Annotated in this window: 11 protein-coding genes and 1 pseudogene; 11 read left to right on the forward strand and 1 reads right to left on the reverse strand. The window is 52.4% G+C overall.

Annotated features, from left to right (window positions below):
* Positions 1-47: 47 nt before the first annotated feature.
* The 10 genes from ACL7TT_RS01615 to ACL7TT_RS01660 all read left to right on the forward strand — a co-directional run bounded on the left by ACL7TT_RS01615 (position 48) and on the right by ACL7TT_RS01660 (position 21,373).
* Positions 48-5,633 carry an amino acid adenylation domain-containing protein gene (locus tag ACL7TT_RS01615; protein ID WP_413392621.1) on the forward strand — a complete coding sequence of 1,862 codons (5,586 nt, stop codon included), beginning with the start codon at positions 48-50 and terminating at the stop codon, positions 5,631-5,633.
* Positions 5,634-7,427 carry an ABC transporter ATP-binding protein gene (locus ACL7TT_RS01620; protein ID WP_413392623.1) on the forward strand — a complete coding sequence of 598 codons (1,794 nt, stop codon included), beginning with the start codon at positions 5,634-5,636 and terminating at the stop codon, positions 7,425-7,427.
* Positions 7,424-9,178, forward strand: coding sequence for an ABC transporter ATP-binding protein (locus ACL7TT_RS01625; RefSeq protein WP_413392625.1), 1,755 nt, complete (start codon positions 7,424-7,426; stop codon positions 9,176-9,178). Before ACL7TT_RS01620 ends, ACL7TT_RS01625 begins: the two co-directional genes overlap by 4 nt.
* Complete coding sequence (locus ACL7TT_RS01630; protein WP_413392626.1) at positions 9,175-10,275, forward strand: saccharopine dehydrogenase NADP-binding domain-containing protein; 1,101 nt, start codon at positions 9,175-9,177, stop codon at positions 10,273-10,275. The genes ACL7TT_RS01625 and ACL7TT_RS01630 overlap by 4 nt, the downstream gene beginning before the upstream one ends.
* Complete coding sequence (locus ACL7TT_RS01635) at positions 10,272-11,423, forward strand: class I SAM-dependent methyltransferase (RefSeq protein WP_413392627.1); 1,152 nt, start codon at positions 10,272-10,274, stop codon at positions 11,421-11,423. Before ACL7TT_RS01630 ends, ACL7TT_RS01635 begins: the two co-directional genes overlap by 4 nt.
* 9 nt (positions 11,424-11,432) lie before the next feature.
* Positions 11,433-13,727, forward strand: coding sequence for a class I SAM-dependent methyltransferase (locus ACL7TT_RS01640; protein ID WP_413392629.1), 2,295 nt, complete (start codon positions 11,433-11,435; stop codon positions 13,725-13,727).
* Positions 13,717-14,823, forward strand: a complete 1,107-nt coding sequence (locus ACL7TT_RS01645; RefSeq protein ID WP_413392630.1) for a Gfo/Idh/MocA family oxidoreductase — start codon at positions 13,717-13,719, stop codon at positions 14,821-14,823. Before ACL7TT_RS01640 ends, ACL7TT_RS01645 begins: the two co-directional genes overlap by 11 nt.
* Before the next feature lie 67 nt (positions 14,824-14,890).
* The gene (locus ACL7TT_RS01650) at positions 14,891-15,778 is read left to right on the forward strand and encodes an ABC transporter ATP-binding protein (protein ID WP_413392631.1); all 888 of its coding nucleotides are present in this window, start codon (positions 14,891-14,893) and stop codon (positions 15,776-15,778) included.
* Positions 15,775-19,179, forward strand: coding sequence for an ABC transporter permease (locus tag ACL7TT_RS01655; protein ID WP_413392633.1), 3,405 nt, complete (start codon positions 15,775-15,777; stop codon positions 19,177-19,179). Before ACL7TT_RS01650 ends, ACL7TT_RS01655 begins: the two co-directional genes overlap by 4 nt.
* A 46-nt stretch (positions 19,180-19,225) precedes the next feature.
* Positions 19,226-21,373, forward strand: coding sequence for a TonB-dependent receptor (locus ACL7TT_RS01660; protein WP_413392634.1), 2,148 nt, complete (start codon positions 19,226-19,228; stop codon positions 21,371-21,373).
* A 135-nt stretch (positions 21,374-21,508) separates the two neighbouring features.
* Here ACL7TT_RS01660 and ACL7TT_RS01665 read toward each other — a convergent pair whose 3' ends face one another.
* On the reverse strand, positions 21,509-22,198 hold the full coding sequence (locus ACL7TT_RS01665; RefSeq protein WP_413392636.1) for a VOC family protein: 690 nt from the start codon (positions 22,196-22,198) through the stop codon (positions 21,509-21,511).
* Positions 22,199-22,863: 665 nt separating this feature from the next.
* Here ACL7TT_RS01665 and ACL7TT_RS01670 point away from each other — a divergent pair.
* Positions 22,864-23,805, forward strand: a pseudogene (locus ACL7TT_RS01670) (IS1595 family transposase).
* Positions 23,806-24,148 lie beyond the last annotated feature (343 nt).

A 24,148-nucleotide genomic window follows, 5' to 3' on the forward strand; every position in this document is an offset into this window, starting at 1 on the left:
CTTGTCGGCAATTTTATTTTTCAGCGATTGGACGGAGTTTTAACCCCATGACGGCTATGGAACTGATCGACGAATTACAAGGGCTTGGGGTGGAACTCTGGACCGAGTCTGAACAACTGCGCTTTCGCGCAGCTAAAGGTCTGCTGACGGAGCAGCACAAGCAGAGGCTGCGGGAACACAAGTTACAAATTATCGAAATACTGAGCGCGGCTCAAACAGCCGCTGGCAACGACCAGGATCTGGGAGTGGTGGTTGAGGCCGATAGGGAAAATCGGCATGAACCTTTCCCTTTAAGCGATGTGCAGACCGCTTACCTGTTGGGTCGACAAAATGCATTTGGCTACGGCGGCGTTGCTTGCCACGGCTACCTGGAGCTGGAATACCCGGGATTAAATCCAAAAGGTTTACAGGAAGCCTGGAACCAACTTATTGAACGTCACCCGATGTTGCGGGCGGTTATCGAGCAGGAGGGATACCAGCGGGTTCTCCCCCAAGTGCCGCACTACGAAATGAAAAGCCAGGACCTTACCGGTTTGGACGAGGACGCCCTGGAACTTGCCTTGGAATCGGTGAGGGATGAACTGGGCCACCGCAACTACACCATTGGTGAGTGGCCCATGTTCGAGCTGCGCCATAGCCGCACAGATAAGGGCCATATAGTGCATTTCTCTATGGATGCACTGATCGCAGACTGGGCCAGTGCGGGCATTTTATTTAATGAGCTCGACCTTCTGCTGTCTCACCCCGGTGCAGCCCTGCCGTCACTGGAGATTGATTTTCGCGATTATCTCCTGGCCGATCGAAGTCTATTGGACAGCCAGGGCTACCAAAATGATCGTCGCTATTGGTTGGATCGCCTTGAGCAATTGCCGCCGGCACCTGAGTTACCGGTTTTGCCGCCTGCTTCAGAAGCGGAATCTGTACGTTTTAATCGCCACCACTACCGCCTGGACACGACGCATTGGCAGACACTGAAGCAGCGAGCCGGTACTGCTGGCTTAACCGCGTCGGTTGCCGTGCTGGCTGCCTATGGAGCGGTATTGCAGCGGTGGAGCCGCCAGCCATGCTTTAGCCTGAGTCTTACCTTATTGAATCGGCTGCCCTTACACCCTCAGGTTAACCAGCTGATTGGTGATTTTACTTCGGTCAGTGTATTGGCGATTGGTGATTCCAATGGAAAAACCTTTCGCGATTGGGCGGCTGGCATTGGCGAACAGCTGTTCAGTGATATTGATCACCGCTTGTTCTCCGGTGTGGAAGTACTGCGGGAAATGTCCCGTGCGCGAGGACCCGAGGCCGCATTGATGCCGGTGGTATTTACCAGTGCTATTGGCCTGGGAGATACCGAAAAACCTGCCAGCGGTAGAAAGTCCGGCAGGGGAATTACCCAGACACCGCAAGTCACCCTGGATTGCCAGGTAAGGGACGATGCCGATGGTCTGGAAATTAACTGGGACGTGCGCCAGGGCGTTTTTCCATCGGGCTTGGTGGAGGATATGTTCGCGGCCTTTACCGGCTTGTTGAATGCGCTTGCCGCTGGTGGCGATGGGCAATGGCTTAGCACATCTCCGGTTTCTTTACTCGAGTGGCAGCAACAGGAGAGGCATCAGGTTAATCAAACCGATGGGCCAGTTCCTTCAGAATTATTGCATCAGGGCGTATTTGCTCAGGCTGCGGCAACACCGGAAGCTACTGCCATTATTGATAGCAATGGCAGTGTGAACTATGGCGACCTGGCGAAAAAAGCGGCGGGTATCGCCAAATCGCTGAGCAAAGAAGGTTTCCAGCTGGGTGGTCGCGTGGCCATTGCAATGCCGAAAGGTCGAGAGCAGATAGCGGCGACCCTCGGTGTGCTCCTGGCTGGTGGTATCTATTTGCCACTGGACGCGGCACAACCGGAAATACGGCTCAATAAACTGTTGCTTAGTGCCGAGGCGGAATACGTCCTGACACTCAGCAACCTCGCCAGCCAAATTCAGTGGCCGTCAGAAGTGCAGGTGATCAGTGTTGATACCCTGGCACCTGAAACTGAGATTCCGGTAGCCAGTAATGGTGACTCCGAGCAGCTGGCTTATGTTATCTACACCTCCGGCTCTACCGGCGAACCCAAGGGTGTGATGATTAATCATCGGGCCGCTTTAAATACGGTGCTGGATATTAATCGCCGCTTCGAAGTGGGCCCGGGCGATCGCATTTTGGGGCTGGCCCAACTCAGTTTTGATTTGTCGGTCTACGATATTTTTGGCCCGTTAGCAGTCGGTGCGATTTTGGTATTGCCCGATCCGGCCCGCGGTGCAGACCCTTCACATTGGGCGGAGGTCATGGATGAGCACCGGGTGACATTGTGGAACTCCGTCCCCGCGCAGTTGCAAATGCTGGCCACCTATCTGGATACAGAACCTCGGCCGCTGTCTGAATGGCGATTGGCAATGCTATCGGGGGATTGGATTCCGGTTACTTTACCGGAACATATCAGGCGCCATGTGCCCGCACTCAATCTGATCGGCATGGGTGGGGCTACAGAAGCTGCAATCTGGTCCAACTACCACCGTATTGAGCGAGTCGATCCCGCCTGGAGCAGTATTCCCTATGGCGTGCCGCTGACGAACCAGGGCTTCCGGGTGCTGGATAGCCAGTTGCGCGATGCCCCTGTGTGGGTAGCGGGTGAGTTGATGATTACTGGCCTGGGGTTAGCCGATGGTTACCTCGATGATGCGGCCCTCTCTGAACAGAAATTCTTCTCTCATCCGGTGGACGGTCAGCGCCTTTACCGCACCGGCGATTTGGGCCGTTATTTGCCCGGTGGTGAACTCGAATTCCTGGGTCGTGAAGACGGACAGGTAAAAATTCGTGGACACCGTATCGAACTGGGAGAAGTGGAGTCTGCATTATTGGCCCACCCCGCAGTATCAACAGCAGCGGCGGTAATTGAGAGGAAAGAGGGCGATTCGGGAGCGGACTTAAATCTGTTGGGCTTTGTGGAAAGTCGCTGCTTGGACGATGCAGAGCCGGCGGTTATCGATCCCGAGCTGATAAATTCAGTACGTCAGTTTGCACACTACCAGGCGGGTGAGCCGGAAGCTGTCAGCATCGGCGACTATGTGCAGGCGCTTGAACAAGCGGCCCTGTTGTCGATGCTTCACGGTTTGATGGGCCTGGGGTCATTTACAGATTGTGAGCGGGGGTACAGTGCAGAAGAAATTCTTTCACTAGCCGAAGTCCACGAAAAGCATCACTGGCTGGTGCGTCGTTGGTTGGACCTTCTCGTTAATGCAAAGCTGCTCAGCTTATCCACTATCAGCGCCGCTGCTGAGGAAAAATATACGCGTACCCAGGCAGTCGACATCTCTACTGTTGATGAAGCGTGGAAGCGCGTTGAACAGGGAATTGAAAGTGGTTTTTGTAATCGGGAATTCCTGCAATATCACCGGGATCATGTCGAGTTATTACCCCAGTTACTAGCGAATCAACAAAACCCGTTTGAATTGTTGTTCCCCCAGGGCGACCAGCAGGTGGCTTTGTCCCTTTATCGGGACGATCTTATTGCCCGCTATAACAATGCCGCCGTTGCCGCATTCATTAACCGCATTGCCGCCCAGAGCGATAGAGGGTTAACGGTTCTTGAGTTGGGCGCTGGCACAGGGGCTACCAGTGCGTTGGTTATTCCCATGTTGGATGGATATGACGTTGACTATCTATTTACCGACATGACCGCATTTTTCCTGACTGAGGCTCGCCGTCAATTTAAAGAATGGCCTTGGGTGCGCTTCGGGTTAATGGATCTCAATACAGACTATCGCGCCCAGGGTTTGGCGCCCAATAGTGCAGATGTCATTTTATGTGCTGGGATGCTCAACAGTACCCGAGATCCAGAGGCGGCTATTGCCAGTGCTGTCGAATTGCTGGCGCCCGGAGGCTGGTTAATCCTGACTGAGCCAACGGTGGATCACGCCCATATCTTACTCACCCAGGGTTTTATGATGGACCCGGCTGGCGATGATCGCGCTTGTGGTGCGACCAAGTTCCTGTCTATCGAAAAATGGCAATCGCTGTTAAAAGCCCATGGTGCCGGCCAAGTGCTCTGCCTGCCGGAAGATGAGCATCCTTTGTCGGCTTTTGGTATGAACTTATTGGCCGCGCAGATGAAAACTGATCGGCAATATTTGAGTGCCGGGAAACTGCGGGACTTCTTAGCGAATAGATTGCCCGCGCATATGGTGCCTGCCCATTTACAAGTTCTCGACCAGCTGCCGCTCACCGCCAATGGCAAAGTCGATCGCAAAATGCTCGCCGGTTGGCGCCCTGCGACTGGCGATGCACAAGAGGCTGCGCACTCAGAGCAGATGGACCCTCTGGAAACGGCTCTGTGCAAGCTCTGGGCTAATGCACTGGGCCTCGATAATGTGGGCCGACAGGACAGCTTTTTCGATCTCGGTGGTGACTCGCTGATTATGGCGCGGGTTGCAGGGCGCTTGTTGGAAGAGATTCCCGAGGCGAAACCGTTCACCTACGACGCCTTGTTGCGCCACATGCTCAATGGACCAACGGTTGCTGCATTGGCCAGAGCACTGAGAGTTGAGCCGGGTGCCGTTGCCGAGGAACAGGCAGACACTGATAGCGAAAACCTGGTTGCAACTACCCGCGAGGGCAGCAACTCCTTGATGGTTCCTTTCAGTCGTAAGGGCCAGGGTAAAGAGGCATCCAAAGAAAAGGCGCCGGTGCGGATTATGTTCCATGCGGCCCTGGGTACGCTGGACTATTTCCAGCACTTGGGCAAAGCGCTTGCGGCCCAGGATCTGGGCCCGGTCATTGGAATTGCTGTCGCCGATACAGAAGCGTATCTGTCCATTGATGCCAAAGAGTTAATCGAGTACACCGCCGATGATTACGCCCAGAGAATCATCGACGAGGGCTATCAGCGTTGCCAGTTAATTGGCTATTGCTTGGGCGGTCTGCTGGCAACGGAAGTTTCGCGGAGACTGCTGGAGCGCGGTGTCGATGTGATTGACCTGAGCCTGATCGACAGTATCCCAATGTTTGTAGATACCGATGAAGAGCTGGCTTTCGAAGCAATTTTCGCCCCCAACCTGAATCTCGACCCGGTAAAAGCGGTATTTGGTGAGCATATCGAGAGCGAAGATATTTCCCGCGCGATCGAGACCTTAATGCAGAAACACAACGGTCGTGTTCCCGCCGGTGCAATGGCAGAACTCGACGGTGATGCCGGGCTTAAAGCGGTAGCGGAAGCCGTGCGGCAACGCTCTCAACTCACCCAGGAGCAGCGCCTGGCCGGTTATACCGAGATGGCCTCTGCCCAGGCGGGTGTGCCGGTTGAAGCTGCGATGATACCGGGGCTTTTCCGGGTGTGCCGACACAGTATGCGCGCTGCCTGTTTTGATCTGCCTCCCTATATTGGCGATATGACCTACTTGCGCTGCCAGGAAGAGCAATCCTTCGGTGTCACTGCCGGCGTAGGCCATATGGCCGCGCCTTATTGGCAGGATGTTTGTCTGGGTGATTTTGAATTAATCGATGTGCCGGGCAATCACTTCAGCGTGATGGAGCCGCCGCAGGTTGCCACTGTCGTTGAGCACTTGGCAAAACCATTACAGCGCGGTAAAGCGGGCAAATAGATGGCTGAGCAAATTTTGCCAAAGCCCAATCTGCGGGAACTGATGCGTCCATTTCGTGGCCTTGTGTGGCTGGGGGTGGCGCTCGGTGCCTGTGGTGCGCTCACTTCACTGATTCCTTTTATCGGTATCGTTGAGCTGGCTCGCCTGTTCCTGGCGCCCGATATCAGTGGTATCGCCGATGCGATTACTCCCGTTGTATTCGCGATAGTTGCCGGGCTGACGATGGGTTGGATCTGCACTGTGATCGGTTTGTGGTTAACCCATATTGCCGACCAGCGTATGCAGGCGGAACTGCGACGGGCCCTGGTGCGGAAATTGGGACAGGTGCCCCTGGGTTGGTACAGCGAGCACACCTCCGGCGCGGTGCGCAAAGCGGTGCAAGACGACCTTGATGATCTTCACCATATGGTTGCGCACCACCAGGTGGAGTTGGCCGCTGCGTTTGTACTGCCACTGGCGGGCCTGGGTTACTTAACCTGGCTCGACTGGCGCTTGGCCCTGTTGGCAGTACTTACCCTGCCAGTTTATCTGGTGTCCTACGCCTGGATGATGCGTGGTTTCGGGGAAAAAATGCAGCAGCTGGATAAGGACTTTGCTCGGGTCAGTGCTGCGATTGTCGAATTTGTTCACGGCATTGCGGTGGTTAAGGTTTTCTCGCAAACCGGCCGCGCTCACAGAAATTACCAACAGGCCGTCGAGGATTTCAGCCGCCGTTACACGGGCTGGGTGACACCGCTTGTCCGTTTGGAGGCCGTAACCTCTCTGGCCTTGTCGGTGCCAGTCATTATGTTGGTGAGTTTGTCTGGGGGAGCTTGGCTGGTGGTGAATACTGCCATTCAGCCGATTGATGTTCTCGCAACAACGCTGATCGCCGTGATAATTCCCCAGACCATTCTCACCTTGAGCCAGGGGCTGACGGCCCAGCAAAAAGCCAAAGCTGCCGCAGGCAGGATCGATCAATTATTGGAGGTTGAGCCCCTGGCTGTTACCTCTAAACCCAAAGAGCCCAAAGATGCAGGGCTGCTCTTAAAGCAGGTCGGTTTTGCCTATACCCAGGATCGGCCGGTCTTAAGCGATATTACTTTGCGCTGTCGCCCCGGCTCGATCACAGCATTGGTGGGGAGTTCCGGTGCCGGGAAATCCACCCTGGCCAAGCTGGTGCCTCGTTTTTATGACGTGACTCAAGGTGCTGTGCTCCTGGGGGACGCCGATGTCCGTGATATTGCTCCAGACAATTTATATCGACATGTGGGTTTTGTACTTCAGGAGACCCAGCTGTTGGCAGGTACCGTAGCAGATAACCTGCGTCTTGGACGACCGGATGCCAGTGACCAGGAGCTGATTGAAGCTGCGCGCAGTGCATGCATTCATGAGCGAATTTTGCAGTTCACCCAGGGATACCAGGCGGTATTTGGCAAGGATGCCTTTTTTTCTGGTGGTGAAGCCCAGCGTTTAAGTATTGCACGCACGCTTTTAGCAGATGCTCCTGTGCTGATTCTGGATGAAGCCACGGCTCATGCTGATCCCGAATCTGAAGCCCTGGTTCAGCAGGCATTATCGCGTTTGGTGAGGAATCGTACGGTACTGGTGATAGCCCATAAGCTGCACACGATTACCGATGTGGATCAGATTGCGGTCCTGGACGGCGGCCGCTTGGTTGAATGTGGCACTCACCAACAATTGTTGGCTGAGGGCAAGCACTACGCTGAACAGTGGCGCCTGTATAACGATGCAGAAGCAAATGTAGAGGCTTTGGATCGTGATATTCAGGCAGCTAGCGGGGTGCCTTCATGATTCGCAGTTTACTTATCATTCTCGGACCCGCGCATCGCCGTGAAGTTGGCATTTATGCAATATGGCTTCTCGCCTATGGCGTTTTGCAGGGAATCGCGGTGACACTTCTGGTGCCTCTGCTTAGTGCACTGCTGGCCTCTGAGATGCAGGCGGTTGGATTCTGGTTGATTGCTCTGTTCTCGGTTGTTGTGATCGCCTGCCTTGCCCGTTACCAGCAAACCGTTAAAGGGGCTGCGCTGGCCATTCTGGTATTGAAAACCCTGCACAATCGATTGGGGGAACACCTCTCTCAACTTCCCCTGGGTTGGTTCAACTCTGAAAAAGTGGGTCGTTTATCCCGCAGCGCAACCGGGGGCACTTTGATGGTGACCAACGTATTCGCGCATCTGTTACCCCCTGTTGTCAGCGGTGTTGTCACTCCACTGACAGTGGGGGTGGCAATGTTGTGGTTTGACTGGCGACTGGGGCTGACCGCTTTGTTGTTTGTGCCCTTGATTTATATTGGCCACCGCTGGTCCGCCCAGTGGATAGGCGCCATGGAAACGGAAGTGGATGCTGCCGGTGCCCGCGCCAGTAACCGGGTAGTGGAGTTTGCCCGCAATCAAGCGGTACTCAGGTCGTTTGGCAAAAATGTCAGCGGTTATCCCCCACTGGAAGAGGCGATTGCCGGGCAAAGCAGAGCCGCTGGTTCCATGTTGCGGCAGACCTTCCCCCGTTTGTTTGCAGGGGGATTAATGGTGCAACTCGCCTTTGCCGCAGTGATTGCCGTGGGCATTTGGCTCACGCTCAATCAACAACTTCCCTCTATTGAATTGGTGGCTTTGCTAGCTTTGGCGGCCCGATTTACCGGTCCTCTGGCGGAACTCGCCGGGCGCAGTGGTCTGCTGCGCATGGCCGGTAATGATTTACGCAGACTGGCCGCTATCTTTTTTGAGCAGCCGCTACCTGAGCCACCCAGATCTCAGCCTTTTACCCAGCAGGGTGGGTTGGTTGAATTTTCAAATGTGAATTTTAGTTACGAGCCGGGGCAACCGGTATTGAAGGAGCTTTCCTTTAGGGCTTCTCCGGGCACCACCACAGCAATTGTCGGTGCTTCAGGCTCCGGTAAAACCACCATCACCCGTTTGTTGTTGCGTTTTTTTGATACCGATCAGGGCCAGGTAAAAGTGGGCGGAGTGGATCTAAGGCAGCTGCGCATTGAAGACCTGATGCAGCAGATCTCTATTGTTATGCAGGACGTGTACCTGTTCAGCGACACCCTGGAAGCGAATATTCGTTTGAGCTGTCCCGAAGCCAGTCAGGCAGAACTGGAACGTGTGGCGAAACTGGCTGGCGTGGATGAGATTATCGAGCGCTTGTCGCAGGGGTGGCAGACCCAGGTAGGGGAGGGAGGCGCTGCACTTTCCGGTGGCGAACGCCAGCGGGTCTCTATTGCCCGCGCCCTATTAAAAGCCGCACCGATCGTTGTGCTGGATGAAGCGACAGCGGCGCTGGACCCGCGCAATGAAAAATACCTGAACAGCTCCCTGAGGCAGTTACAACAGGGCTCCACTCTTATTGTGATTGCCCATCAATTGTCCACCGTGATGAATGCGGACCAAATCATCGTGCTTGATGCAGGTACTGTGGCTGAGACTGGAAATCACTGTGAATTGTTATCAAAGCAAGGCCTTTATGCACATTTTTGGCACCAGCGCAGCCGGGCAACTGGCTGGAGCCTGGTTGAGCCCGATAAGGAGTTGAGCCTATGACAATTGCAATTTTAGGTGGTTATGGCGATGTGGGCGCAGCCGTTACGGGTTATTTACAGTCCTTGGAAATGGGGCTTTTGCGTATCGGTGGTCGCAACGCACATAAACAGCCGTTATCCAGTAATTCAGTAATTTCCTATCAGACCGTGGACTACCTGGATGCAGCTTCACTGGATCAGTTTGTATCCGGCTGTAAAGTCCTGATTAATTGTGCAGGACCTTCACATTTAATTGACGACAGGGTTGCCAAGGCTGCGGCACAAGTGGGAGCAGCCTATATCGATGTTGCTGGTGATGAGACTCTCTATGAGCAACTCGATTCATCCTATTACCAGAACAGTGGATTGATCGCAGTCTTATCTGCTGGATTACAGCCGGGGCTTAGTAGTCTGCTACCACGCTGGCTGGCAGAGCAGGAGTTTTCGCAGGTAGAGAGGCTGACCAGTTATTTTGGCCTGCGCGACCGGTTTACCGATGTCGCCGCCGATGATTATTTGCAAGGCGCCAACGACCAGCACAGCAAGCCCTTAGCGGCCTGGCGTAATGGTCGCCGGGTGAATGGTGTGCTGAAGCGCCGCTCCGATGTGGAACTGCCATTTTTCCCCGACACAGCCACTGTACTCCCTTATTTAAACAGTGAAAGCGAGCGCCTGGCCCGCGACTTATCCCTCTCTGAAGGCGATTGGTATAACGCGATTACGGGCTCTTATATTTTATCAGCCTTTAATACAGCCCATGGTTTAAGCCGCGATGAAGCGCGGGCTGCGCTGTGTCGGGCCAGTGAACTGGATCTGGCGGGGCGCCATCCTTATGTGGTCATGCTTTTGCAGCTTACCGGTAAATACAACGGGCAAGAGCGCACTCGCACGGCGGTGTTGCGGGGCACCGGTAATGCAGATCTAACAGCAGCGGTAGCCGCAGTTACCACTTTGGCTGTACTTCGCGAAGAAATCCCAGCGGGTTGTCACTACTGCGCCCAAGTATTGCCGCCGGCGTCAGCGATGGAGCGCATGTCGGAGATTGAGGCATTCAGTTTTTTAACCACCCTGGAAACAAGTATTGAAGATATGGAGTGCCTTGAGGAGGGAGCCATTTGAAAAACCTAACACCTCCAACTGCCAATACCGCCCATGAGGCTGGGCTGGCAGCTCTACCCGCTGAGCTGACGGTAGACAGTGGTTTGGCGCAACTGCCTGCTGCAATGCAGAGGCTGGAATTCATCAGCCTGCGGGCGATTATGGAGTTGCTTTCTTCCAGCGGCGCGTTGACCGCCGAAAATGCTGGGCGCAGCAGTGACGAAATTATTAATACGCTAGGTGCCGCCTGCCGACACCACTGGCTGGTTCGCCGCTGGTTGGTGGCATTGGTTGAACGAGAGTTTTTGAAGCTGAGTAATGGCAACTACTCCTGGGAAAAAATTCCCGAGAGTACAGCCGGGGCAGATAAATTACCGGGGGCCTACGATGCGCTGGGATTTCCCCCGGAAATGGCTCAGTCTCACCAAAAGCTCCTCATGCATTTGGCTGAACTGGTGCGGGATCAGGTCTCAATTAATCAACTGCTGTTCGAGAATGACGAAATACTAACCGCATTGGCAGCCTACCAGAACAACTGGTTTACGACTTATCTCAATTATGCGGCGGCAAGCATTGTAAAACAGGCTGTTAAACCCGGTCCTATGTTAAGAGTGCTCGAATTAGGCGGCGGCGCGGGTCTAACCACTGCTGCAATTTTAGATACTCTGGCCGGCAGGCCGATTAATTATCGCTTTACGGATATATCGCCTCTATTCACCAGCGTTGCCCAGAAGAAATTACGCAATCACATTGGTTTGCGTTGCAGCCTGCTCGATATCAATGCGGATTTCACCGCGCAGTCAATCCCAGCAGCCAGCACCGACATTGTTGTGGCCGGTAATGTTTTGCACAACGCCGCTCATATTGGTCAGACCCTACAGTGTATCCGTCGTTCTCTGGTCAATGGTGGCTGGCTGTTGTTTAGCGAATCCACTCGGGAAAACCATGCCATGTTAACGGCAATGCAGTTTCTTCTTTCCCCCGCAGAATCGGAGCCTCTGCTGGGGAGTGAAGACCGGAGAGGGGGAACCGACCAGGTGTTTATCGACAGCACAGCATGGCAGGAAGAACTGGTTGTGGCCGGCTTTGAGGTTAAGTGCTTCTTACCTGCATCGACATCGCCATTATCCGTCGCGGGTCAAACTCTATTTTTTGCAAAAGCTATTTAAGGGGCTGTGATGAAAATCGAAGTAATAACAGCAGAAATCTTAAGTGGATTAGAGCAGTTGGGGGAAACACCGGCATTATCCCTTGATGGCCATGAGTGGAGTGGCAACCAGATACTGGCCTGGACAAAAGAGGTAGCAGGGAATCTGAGTGAACAGCTGGATACGTTGCAAGGTAAATTACTGCTGTTATCAGGCAATAGTTGCAGAGAAGACGTTCCATTGTTTTTGCACTTGGTGGCGCTGAGGTTGGGGATCGGGTTTGAAACTGAAGTCCAGGCTAATGCAGAGGTTGAGCCCCTGGCAATTAAAGTACAAACCTCAGGTTTATTGAAAATTGATTTAGAAGAACTTTCCCTGTTGTTAACAGATAAGGGGCTGACAGAGGCTGACATCGCTGAAGCAAATTTCACACTGTATAAATCCCAACAAGAGTCGCTAAGGGCTTTTCAGGGCAGTGTAGGGGTATTTTCCCCTCTCAATAAATTTGCTCGATTTGCCATTTTTGCGGCATGGAGTAGTGGGTTTTCTGTCTATTTACAGTCGCCTGAAATCAATCCCGCAAAAGCACTGGTTGTTTTGGAGCGCTCGGGGTTTAGTGGAGTAGTACTGCCGGCAACTTTATTAGAGGGATTGGTCGCACATCCTGCAATTGCCCTGACAAACTTGAAAAATCTGCAATGTCTGCTCTATGAAACCGAAGTGTTACTGGCACAGCCCCTGTTGCAGGATGCTCGGCGCCTTTTAGCCAGTGAGATATCTGGTTGGGTCTGTAGCGAGATGGATATAGAACCTGTTGCAAAGGCGGAGCAGGCGTTAACCCAAAAGCTTGAGGCCATCACTGAGAGCGTTGCGAAACACCCCGCTGTCGCCAACTCTGCCACTGTGCCCCTAACCGGGGGTGACTGCTGGGCTGTGTTTGCACAAGCTAAGGTACAGGAGAAGATACAGGACAAGCCTGGCATGCCCGATATGGCTGGGTTATTTGAAGGAATTAATACCGAGCTGGATACAGAATTTGCCCATATTGACTTGGAATATGCGGTAAAGGTTACCGAACAGCTTAACGCTACCGCTTTGCTCTCCATGCTGAATGCCTTTAGTCACCTGGGACTGTTTTGTGATCAGCACTCAGCACACACTTTGGCAGAGATACTCGAAACCCCACCGGTTGCCCAACAGCACCAAGCCTTGATTAAACGTTGGATCAGGGTTTTGCAAGAGCAACAGTTACTTAGTGCTGACGGTGACAGCTGGCGTGTCGAAGTTGATCCAGATAGCTACAGTGATACCGCTCTTGCCCAGGCCTGGGGTCAATTGGAACAGGCTTGGCGAGCACTTTCTGGAGCAAGCAAAACGATCGATTACGCCCGCGCTAATGCGGAGCAATTACCAGATCTGATTCGAGGCAAAGTCCAGGCTGTGCACCTGTTGTTCCCTCGTGGCAGCACTGAGTTGGCGAGTGCGCTTTACCGGGAGGGTATCGCTGCCAGGTACCAACAGCGTGCAGTGAATGCTTTATTGAAGTCCATTTTAAATAACTGGGAAGGGCAGCCACAGCCCCTGAAAATTTTAGAGGTTGGTGCAGGCACTGGCGCGACAACCCAGGCCCTCTTGCCCATTTTGGACGGTGCCAGTGGCCATATTCAGTTTGATTACCAGTTCACGGATATCTCTGCGGCTTTTCTCGATAGCTTTTTTGCACAACATGGTGATCAGGAGCAACGCCCCTGGTTGCACCGTGGTTTGTTTGATATTGACCGTCCGTTGCGCAGCCAGGGATTTTCTCCAAATAGCTTCGACGTAATTATTGCCGGTGGTGTTTTTAATGCCGCCCATAACACAGATGCCTCACTGCGAAGAGTGGCTGAGTTATTGCGCCCGGGAGGTTGGTTCATTATGACCGAGCCAACCAGTGAGGAGTTCTGGGTGATGGCTTCACAGGCATTTATGTTGGTCGATGCCGTCGATGAGCGCACGGATTCCGGCGCAACATTTCTGTCACTTTCCCAGTGGCACAATGCCCTGGAGGCTGCCGGCTTACAGCTGGCTATGGATTTGCCTGTCTCTGAACACCCCCTATCCAGACAGGGGCATCGCTTCTTTGCCTGTACAGCCAAACAAAATCAAATGCGACTGACGGCAGATTGCCTGGCCGAATATATCGATCATTTTGATTCAGAAATTTTTATCGAGGTTTTGGACCAGTTGCCTCTGACGCTTGAGGGACAGGTAGACCATGCCCAGTTGCAGGAATGGGCTCAGTCCATGGGCAGTCATCAGGGAGATTCGTCCTATGGGAATTGATAAGCGCAAGCGGGTTGTCGTTGCAGGGACAGGCTTTGGCCGTATTTATCTCGAAGCCCTGACTTCCTCCAGATTACCCGATCGGGATTATTTTGAATTGGCCGGTTTATTGGCTCGGGGTAGTGATTATTCCAGAAGTTGTGCCGAACAATATGGGGTGCCGCTTTATACCGAGGCAGAGCAAATCCCCGATGATGTCGACATAGTCTGTGTTGTTGTTCGCTCTGGGGCAACGGGGGGCGAGGGTTCTGAATTGGCCCAATCGCTACTCAAGCGGGGTATTCATGTATTGCAGGAGCACCCGGTCCACACCAAGGAAATTACTGCAAACCTGCTGGCAGCAAAGCAGGGAAATGCGGCTTACGCGGTTAATACGCTACATCCAAATTTGCGTCCTACCAGGCAATTTTTGGCGGCGGCCGAATATTTACGTCAGCACCAGCGCCTGGAAATGATCGATGCTATCTGTAACAGCCAGATGGCCTATCCGCTGCTGGATGTTATTGGCCGCGCGGTAGGCGGCCTTCGCCCCTGGTCTTTTAGCGAGCCGGTACACGCTGAAGGACACCCTTTTCAAAGTTTATCGGCCACTCTTGGTGGAGTGCCCTTGACGTTGCGCATACAAAATCAGGTGCACCCACAAGACCCGGACAATCACTCCCTGTTACTGCATCGACTTGCTATAGGTAGTGAAGGGGGTGTTCTAACTTTGGCCGATACCCACGGCCCCGTGCTGTGGAATCCAAGGCTGCATTCACCACGGGATCAAACAGGCAGGCTGATACTTAGCGGTGAGGGTACCGAGCGATTGGCGGTTCCCAGCATGGTAACCCTGGGTGATACGGACATGCGCAGTTACCACGATATTTTTGCCCTCACTTGGCCTGAGGCCGTTATCCAGGCTCTGCATTCCCTTTGCGCCGATATCGCGCAACCCGAAAGACGCAAGCAGAGCGGCCAGTGGGCTTTGAGTGTGTCGATGGTATGGAGTGATTTAACTGCGCGTATCGGTATGCCGGCATTAATCCAGCCCTGGGAACCGGAGCCAGTATCAGTGCAGGCGCTTACCGATATTGTTAGCCAGGCTTGCGACTAAAAGAATACGCAAATAGCACAAAAAGTGATTACGGAATTTTTACTTATAAACGGGGTTAGGAGGAGAGATGCAAAAGCAATCAGGGTTGATCGTTGAAGGGCTCTTTAAGACTTATAAAAACGGGGTGAAAGCGCTAAACGGTGTTGATTTAGAAGTTGGCCCCGGAATGTATGGGTTGCTCGGGCCGAATGGCGCCGGGAAAAGTAGTTTGATGCGCACTTTGGCAACCCTGCAAACGCCAGATAGTGGCCGGATTATTCTCGATGGTGTGGATGTTCTGGCAGACCCGGATTTTATGCGCAGTAAATTGGGTTATTTGCCGCAACATATTGGCGCATACCCCGGAATTGCCGCGCGGGCATTATTGGATCGGTTTGCCTGGCTTAAAGGTTTCACCCAAACGAGTGCACGGCGTCGCGAAGTGGACAGGCTTTTGGAGCAGGTCAATTTGGCCGATGTGGCCGATCGAGCTGTATCAACTTATTCCGGCGGCATGCTGCGTCGCTTTGGTATTGCCATTGCACTTATCGGTGAGCCGCGCCTAATTATTGTCGACGAACCCACAGCAGGCCTGGACCCCGCTGAGCGCAATCGCTTTCACTGTGTTTTGGCGGATGTCGCGGCGGATGCCATTGTATTGCTCTCCACCCATATCGTAGAAGATATCGAAAACCTGTGTCAGCGCCTGGCGATACTGGCCTCAGGGCGCATTGTCGTTGAGGGGACAGCCCCGGAAGTGACTGCTCCCCATAGAGACAAGATGTGGCAAGCACTGATTCCTCGCGGCGAGCAGTTACCGGAATCCCTGCACAATATCGCCAAGCCCGATGGCACCCAGGTAATCGTACACGGTGAGAAACCCGAAGACCCTCGCTTTACGGCCCATACCCCACGCCTGGAAGATATTTATCACCTGGCGATTGAGCAGGTAAAAGACCAGCGGGAGGCGGCATGAACAAGCTGGCGCTTATTGCCCATGAGGCAAAGCTGGAAATAAGGGCCGGTTTTAGCAGCGGCATTGTGGCATTGGCCTTTTGGGGGCTTGTGATCTACCTGCTATTGAATCTGGTAAACGCAGACTATATGCAAAAAATGGGGGCTACAGATATCCCCCGGAACTCGCCATCGCTCATTTATCTGATGGGTGCTGGGTGTATGTTCTTCCAGTTTTTTGCCTGGGCCTGGGTATTCTCACAACCGATTCTGCGCGATCGCAAAGCCAGTTTGCACGAAGTTATTTATACAACTCCGAATTCCCTGAGCGTAATGCTTTGGGGGCGGTTTATCGGTGCAGCGGTGATAGGGGCCATATTAAGTGCCTCGGCGCTGGTGGGCTTTTTATTCTCGCCGGTATTGGTTTGGATGGGCTTACTGCCTGAAGCGGCGATTGGCCCAGCCCCCTGGAAAGCCCTCGGCTTTGCATGGATCTGGCTACAGATTCCCGCCAGCGTCGGTATCGGTGCTCTGTATTTTATTATGACACTGCGGACTCGAAGCCTGGCAGGCCCCTTCGGGCTTGCTGCGGCTTTGATGATGTTGTGGATGTTTGCTGTGATCGTGCTTCAGGGTGCAAGCATTAATCCGCAGCTGGCTGCGGTAATGGACCCTTCGCTGTTTACTTTCGTTTATACGGAAGTCACTTCCTGGACACCTTTGCAAAAATCCTCTTCTTTATTGCCCTTTACTCTGGGTTCGGTATTAAACCGGATTTTTTGGTGCCTTTTACCGCTGCTTGCTTTAGCTGTCTACTTGAAATACCTGAGAAGGGAGTCCCTGGTTCTGGAAGGGGCAGCCAAATCTTCTCGCACTAAAGCCAGCAAAAAGACAGCTCCCAGTAAAGTAGTAAATCTCTCTCCATCCAAGCCGGATAGCGCATCGCTTGGCTGCAGCCTGCGTCAATTAATGCTGGAAGCCCGTTGGAGGCTGCTCCATGTATGGAGTAGTCGGGCCTGGTGGGTTGGTGTGGCGATACTCGTCGTGATGGGAGTCGTCAGCTCTTTTACCCAAATTATCTGGCATGCCGAAGGGCCTATGGCACCGCGTTTGGAAATGCTGTTGCCGCTCCTCAAGGACGTTATTTTTCTTGTGATCGCATTTGTGATCGCGGCGCTGACCGGCTTGGTATGCCGCAGGGATCAGGTGCCAGGGTTTGAGGATATGCTGGCGGCTACCCCAGCGCCGGACTATATGCGCCTGTTTGGTGTTGCCCTTACGGTATTTGCTATGACGGTGCTGTTGGCATTGCTACCGGGGTTATCGGGCATCTTTGCCGTGCTTCTTTCTGCACCGGCCTCTGTCGATATTGGCCAGGCATTTACTTACCAGTTGTTGATAGTGACAGCGCCGTTATTGGAGTTGTCGATGATGGTGCTCCTGGTGCATGCGCTATTCCGTCATGCGGGCTTTGCCTACTCCATGTCAATGTTCGTGACCTTTATCTTGGTACTGAATCATGAGTTGGAGCTGGTGCATTACCCTCCCTATGAAGTGGGTATCACTGCACATATTCAACTGTCGGCTCTCAGTGGTTGGGAACCTTGGATCGGTTATTTGTTAGCCCTGGATGGATTCAAAGTTGCACTCGCCGTATTGATGGTCGGCCTGGCTGCTTTATGGGTTCCAAGAGGATTGGATAGCCGCATGTCCCGGGGCTTTGCCCTGATACGCTCTCGTCTTATAGCCCCTCAGGGTGCCTTGGTGGCATGTTCCGCTCTATTTCTTCTTGGACTGGGTACTGTACTGGAAGACAAGTTGGTAGTGCAGGGAGGTTATCAATCACCGGAGCAACTGAAGCGGGAAGATGCAGCCTGGGAAACATACTGGTTGCCGAAAGCCAGTGAGTTTGAAGTATCTGGAGGTGATCTGAAAATCAGTATCAACCCGGATAATCAGACAGTGGAAGCTGAGTGGCAATTGCACCAAGTCCAGGTTGATGGACAGGGCCTACAGTTTGAATTGCCCCAGGGGTTTGTCCTGGTGAACGCTTTAGTGGATGGGCGAGAAGTAACGGCTGAACAACGTTACGACCATATGTCTCTGCCAATCTCAGGCTGCCCTGAGCCAGGTTGTAATATCAAACTATCGTGGCAACTGACTGCTCCCGGCTGGTCAGCTGAGGGGGAGCCCTCGGGGCTGACACCCAGCGGAGTCTGGTTACAAGCCAGTGATATTGTTCCGCGTCTAGGCATTGATCCCGAGCGTATTTTGCGGGTGCCAGCAGAGCGCGAAGCACTGGGTTTAAGCCATGAGTTTACGCTGCCAACCGCACAGCTTGCCACAACCCTTGAGGGCGCGGCCCCTTCAGGGGACTGGCGCTGGCAAGTTCGTATTAAAAGCGCTGACAAGCCTGTCTTCAGCGAACACGGCAGTACAACTGGTCCCTTGGATTTCGCCATTCAATGGGCACCTGATACGGAACTTGCAGAATTCGATGGTTTTGAAATTCCCCATGATTCCAACCGCTCTACTATGGTTTCCGCCATTACAAAAGATGTGGGCCAGATGCAGGCCTGCGTTAATGAACGGCTGGGTACGGATATCGAAATTAAGCGAATTGCCCAGTGGCCGAGAGGACTCGGCGAGACGCGGGCCAGCGGTACCTTGTTGCAATTGTCTGAAGGGCCTCACTGGGATATCGCCGATGAGGGAACTGGACGCTGGCTGAGGCGGGTTGATATTGCCCGAGCCTTGGCCAGACAGCATCTAGTTGCCAGGTCGGATTTACGACGTATTGCCGGTTCGGCATGGTTAAGCGATGGCGTTTCGGGAGCGATAGGCCTGTTGTGTGTTGCAGAAATGGACGGCATCGAAGTGCTCGATGATGTACTGGTCCGCTACTCCGACAAAACGACTAGAGATTTGGCAGGTAGCGAGATCCCTGTTGAACGTTTAAGCACAGCGCCGATTTCTGGTTGGGCTCGGTATTACGCGCCGGTCGCCGCACTGGATTGGACACTTCATCAAACCCCGGAATCCCTGTCTGCATTACTCGATGATGTTCAGAAGCAGAAAAATATCGAGAGTGTGCTGAACGCCTATGTGGGCGTGACCCGTACACAAAATATGCTTGGGGCTCCTCTTTCATCAGCTTTAACAGTCGAGTATTTGGAAACTGGCCAGATACGCCTGGATGGGCAGCGTTGGCGCTGGGAGAAAGGCGGGTGGCAGCCGGTTACCGAAACTGCCAGCTATCGTTTATTGACCGATATCAATGAGCTGGATGCTGAGGTCATCAATGGAAATAGGCTGATTGATCGTCTGCCTTCGAAACAGGTATTGGCGCTGGATGTTTGGCCATCCTATCAGCGTGATCCAGCGCAGAACTTACTCGGAAGGACGAAAGTCCCTGCGAAATAGCCACATTAAGATTTCATTTTTACTTAAACACAGGAAGCTTTGATCAATGCCCAGTAAAATTCCAAATAAAAAAAGAAAGATTGCGCAGGAAATTTCATTATTGTCAGCCACCTTACTCACTACCTCTATGGTCCACTCTGCTGTGGAACCTGCGAATACCGATAGCCTGTCGGACACTGAACTGGAAGTTGTAGTGGTCACTGCCCGACACTCTAAGGAGAACGCCAGAGATGTTCCCTTTAGTGTGAATGCGATCGATGGAGATACCCTGCAAAACAGGTTGTTACTCAATGTGGAGGATGCTCTGCGCAGTGTGCCTGGGGTTGATGTTTATTCTTCAAGTGGGGCTGTGGACGCCAATATCCGCATTCGCGGAGTTGGCTCTCTAACCCAGGTGAACAAGGATGACGGTTCCGTTGTTGTGAATATTGATGGTGTATCCATGCCAGCGGGAAATGTTTCTCTTGGCACGTTGGATATCGACAGGCTGGAAATACTGAAAGGTCCACAGGGCACTTTATTTGGGCGCAACAGCGAAGCTGGCGCCATAAATATAATTACCAACAAGCCAACCGGGGATTTAGAAGTTTACGGTCGCATTGAGCTCGGAGAGCAAAGCCAGCGGTTATACGAGGCAGTCCTCAGTGGTCCCTTTTCTGAATCGCTCAGTGGCCGCCTGGCAGTCCGCCAAACAAGTGAAGATCACTGGATTGAAAATACCACGGATGGTGATCCAATGACAGAGCCTGAAGCCCTGGCGTTTCGAGGCAGCCTGCTATGGGATCTCAGCCCAGAGACGTCAGCCTTGGTTATAGTAGAGAAGCAACGTCAAGAAGGTTTTCTGAACCTGCAGTTATTGCAGCCTTTTACGGACAGCCCTGGCAGTGAGCATACGCCGGGAGTGTTCGATGATAATAATAAAACCGTTGAACGCTTTTCCTCTGAAATCAGTCACCAGTGGGATCGCAGTCAATTAACCTCGATTACCGCATTGGTTAATACTGACTTTAGTTACCTAACCGGATTTGACAAGACCACAGCCGGGGCTGTATTCAATTTCCCGGTAGAATATCTTCGCGGCGATATGCAAGATGAGCGAGCTATCAGTCAGGATCTGCGCTTATCATCCCTGCCAGATGCCGCCATATTCTGGGTAGCTGGGGTCAATCTGCATGATGCTGAAAGAGGCTTCGATTCGCAGGATTTGGTGACCTTTGCTACTCAAAACAGGGATTTTGGTATTGACAGCCAGGCCCTCTATGGCGAGGCAACGCTCCCGTTAACCCAGCGTCTCGATTTCACTGCTGGGATACGTTATACCCGGGAGAACAAAGATTACATTGGGGAATATATTACTTTTGGCCCAGGCGGACGCACACGAGTTTTACAAGACCGGCGGAATTTGGATGATACCTATACGACGGGGCGATTGGCCCTCGGCTACTCCATCACCGAGTCTACCAATATTTATGCAGTGGCTGCACGTGGGTATAAATCGGGTGGCTTTAACGATTTTGCTACGCAATCTGCCGATAGCGTACCTTATAGGCCAGCCATTGTCGATAGCATTGAATTTGGTTTTAAAAATGCGTCAGACAAGCTGAGCTTCAATGGTGCCGTGTTCTATAGTGCAGTCAAAGATGACCATTTACTAGGTTTTGACTTTACCACCTTTGCCTCTGCTGCGGTAAATGCCGATACGGAAACCTTTGGAGTTGAGATGGAAGGTAACTGGTTTGTTACGGAAGGATTTAATATCGCGGGTGGCTTGAGCTTTCTGGATACAGAAATTACAAGTGCCGTGCTGGGTGTTTCTGGTGGACCTGTCGCTGCAGGGAATAAAGTACCTGATGTACCACGCTGGAGTGCGAACCTGTCGTTAAACTATTCTCATCCATTACCAGAATTCATGGGGTTGAGCGCACCGACATTCAATGCCAGTGTTAGCTTCCGCCGTGTGGATGAGCGACCAGCCGATGCACAAAACCATTTCAACCTGGATGCCTATGGTAAGCTGGATCTACGCTTGGCATTGCAAGCCGATTCCATGGAGCTGTACCTGTATGCCGATAATTTGCTCGATGAACAGTTTGAATTTTATGGTTATACCAATGCGATATTTGCACCCTCGGCCAGAATTGGTGCCCCGGCAAAAGGTCGTCGTGCGGGTATTGGGGCAATTTACCGCCTATAATGACTCATAAGAAGTTAATTTGATAGAATCTGTTATTAACTATGCGCTGATAACTGCTTCTGGCTCTTTGAAAGATCACGGATCAGCCACTTTAAATGGTTGATCTGTCTTATTGATTTCAAATGGGCAGTCAATTTATACGAAATTTGCCCGATTGACTTTTCCACTATGCAATAAATTCGGGTCCAGATCTTCTTTGAGGCCGTTAATTTCTACGCCTGTAACTTTCGTTATGGCGCCGTGCTTGAGATTAAAAGTGGGATCTGCAGCCGTTAGCTGTCGAACGGCTTGCCAATCCTGCGCGCTCACGTCCATATGCACTTTGTGCAAACCGGTAGCGCCGTTCTCATGATTCGTTTCATCGGGATGCTGGGAAGGATTGTAAGGGCTCACCATAAATGGCAGCCGTTCTGAACGAGGATAAATAAAGCGAAAACGAGTTTTCTGCCCATCGGGTTTGGTACGGCGCCAGGGGACTACTCGTCCCATCTGAATTCCCGACTGCTGTAATGTCGACAAATCATTATCAAAATCCTCACTCACCAAGGCAACATCGCAAAAACCCTCTCCCTCCTGAGACCAACGTATCATCCTGCGCCCTGCACCCAGACCGGCAAAGATATCAATTAACCATTTGAAATAGTGGGCATTGGAGGGTGATGTTAACAGCTCTATGATAGCGCCTTCACGAAACCAGATATGAGCATGCTGTGCATTTTGCTTCTTTGTCGCATAATCTACTGTGAACCCAAGTTGGCGGAAGTCTCGCACCGCCTGATGAATATCTTTTACCCATAGCAAAACATGGCTACAACGTGTTCTCATGATAGAACCTTTATTTTTGCAGATTGATTTTTATTCAGGCTTGCTGGATTCTTCGAATTCTATTCAATTTTCCGCAGAGATATTTTATTTAAATCATTGGCTAAGGTAAACATTAGGTCTCTGAATTTTCTGATCATTAAAATCAGGAGAGTAGAAAAATCTGGCTGAACTTGTCGGTGGGGTTACTCGATCGCTTACGCTGGAACCATGCCAAGACCGCGTGCACTCTGGCCGTGCCGTTATGCTTTCCCGAGATAATGGCATGGGCATGGCAGAGTGGGTGCGCACGCGGATCGCCGTCGTCAGTCATGAATTGCCCCAAGAGCCTTGCGTTGTGCCCTTCGTCAGCCAACTCGTCAGGGGGCATGTCTTTAGCTTGTGCACGATAGGTGTTCAGCCCCGCTTGGATCTGGGCGATCACCTCAATACGAGTTTAATTACTGATGGTCGAGTTCAGAAGTGCCGAAAATTGGTCGATAGCCTGATCCAAATGCCCTTTTTTGTCGTTTTTTGCCCTTCCTTGGTGGGGCCATAGCAAACTCCATTTTAATTGAATTGCAGCCAGAAAGCCTCTGCAGTCCCCGAGATTTGCGCGGGTTAATTTACCAAAAATTGGGTGATACTGCCCCTCTTCGTCGTGTGGGCTAGCATCTGTGACCCATAGAATACGATTTTGTGAATCACACCGAGGGTGTGTTGTAGGGTATACCGTTGTACAAAAAAGCACTGGTTTGAGCGAATTCATTAATCATTATGGCAGCGGTAGGAAGTGCTTCAATGCTCTCTACCACTGGCGATGGCCTGAGGGTTTTCGTTGCTCTCACTGTGGTCACGACCAGTGCTGCCAACTCACCCACCGGAAGTCACAGCAGTACAACCGCTGCCGCCAGCAAACTGCCGGCACCATATACGATTCCAGCATGCTGGTCCTTACCGTGCGGTTCCTGGCCATCTTCCGCATTATCCAGAACAAAAAGGGCATCTCCAGCATGCAGCTGGCTTGCCATTTGGGTATCTCCTACAACGTCGCCTGGCACATAAAACAGAAGCGCATACTGGTGATGCTGGAGCCAGACCAACGATACAAGTTGTCCGGCTTCATCGGGTTGGGCGACGCCAATCGCGGTGGCGAGCGTACCGGATGTAAGCCGGCGCGTGGCGCTGAGGGCAAGGCGCGCTTCGTGGGCGCTGTTGAAACCACCAGGGAAGGCCATCCCACCCGAGTCAAACCCTGCGTAGCCAAAGCTTTTCGAAGTACTGAAATCGCCACATGGAGCAAGTGCCACCTAAGCAAAGGCAGTACCCTTATCTCGGATGGTCTCACGTGCTTCAATGCCGCCACTGAGGTCGGCTGTGACCACGACAAAATCGTCTGCGGAGGCGATCGGGCCTCCGTTGAGGAGCCTGAATTCTATTGGGTGAACACGCTGCTCGGCAACTGAAAGAGTGCATTGCGTGGTACCTACCACACGATACATCTAAAATATGCGCAGCGTTATCTGGCGGAATTCCAGTATCGTATCCATCGCAGATTCGACCTTTGTGCGCTCATTCCACGGCTCGCCTACGTGTCTCTCAGGACACGACTACTACCGGAAAACTGCTAAAACCCGGCTTAACATGCGTGGTAATCAGGCATGTTTTAAAGTGAGCGTAAAGGCATTAGTGTCACTGCGAGCCAGTTGAAACCCCGTTCATGGGTCAGCCGTTCACGTTGTTTAGCGAAAGCTGAAACCGGTGAAAGTTGGCTCGATCTTCCACTTGAGGAGGCAGAAAAGACAGAAGGGCATCTCTATAAATTGAGTTTTTCTTTAATTTATGGCTCTGAGACCCCCATCATTCGGTGCTTATGGGCACCAAATAAGTAATTTTTAGAGATGCCCAGAAAAGAGGCCGCAAATCAAGATCGGTGTTTGCTTATGATGGCCAATAGGGTGTTTATGCTCCTTA

The organism is Microbulbifer jejuensis (genome assembly GCF_047289955.1).
In the GTDB taxonomy this organism is placed as follows: domain Bacteria; phylum Pseudomonadota; class Gammaproteobacteria; order Pseudomonadales; family Cellvibrionaceae; genus Microbulbifer.

Bases quoted from the DNA above. Each gene is read 5' to 3' on its own strand.
- ACL7TT_RS01615 (WP_413392621.1), top strand. From the start codon at position 48: ATGACGGCTATGGAACTGATCGACGAATTACAAGGGCTTGGGGTGGAA.
- ACL7TT_RS01620 (WP_413392623.1), top strand. From the start codon at position 5,634: ATGGCTGAGCAAATTTTGCCAAAGCCCAATCTGCGGGAACTGATGCGT.
- ACL7TT_RS01625 (WP_413392625.1), top strand. From the start codon at position 7,424: ATGATTCGCAGTTTACTTATCATTCTCGGACCCGCGCATCGCCGTGAA.
- ACL7TT_RS01630 (WP_413392626.1), top strand. From the start codon at position 9,175: ATGACAATTGCAATTTTAGGTGGTTATGGCGATGTGGGCGCAGCCGTT.
- ACL7TT_RS01640 (WP_413392629.1), top strand. From the start codon at position 11,433: ATGAAAATCGAAGTAATAACAGCAGAAATCTTAAGTGGATTAGAGCAG.
- ACL7TT_RS01645 (WP_413392630.1), top strand. From the start codon at position 13,717: ATGGGAATTGATAAGCGCAAGCGGGTTGTCGTTGCAGGGACAGGCTTT.
- ACL7TT_RS01650 (WP_413392631.1), top strand. From the start codon at position 14,891: ATGCAAAAGCAATCAGGGTTGATCGTTGAAGGGCTCTTTAAGACTTAT.
- ACL7TT_RS01655 (WP_413392633.1), top strand. From the start codon at position 15,775: ATGAACAAGCTGGCGCTTATTGCCCATGAGGCAAAGCTGGAAATAAGG.
- ACL7TT_RS01660 (WP_413392634.1), top strand. From the start codon at position 19,226: ATGCCCAGTAAAATTCCAAATAAAAAAAGAAAGATTGCGCAGGAAATT.
- ACL7TT_RS01665 (WP_413392636.1), bottom strand. From the start codon at position 22,198: ATGAGAACACGTTGTAGCCATGTTTTGCTATGGGTAAAAGATATTCAT.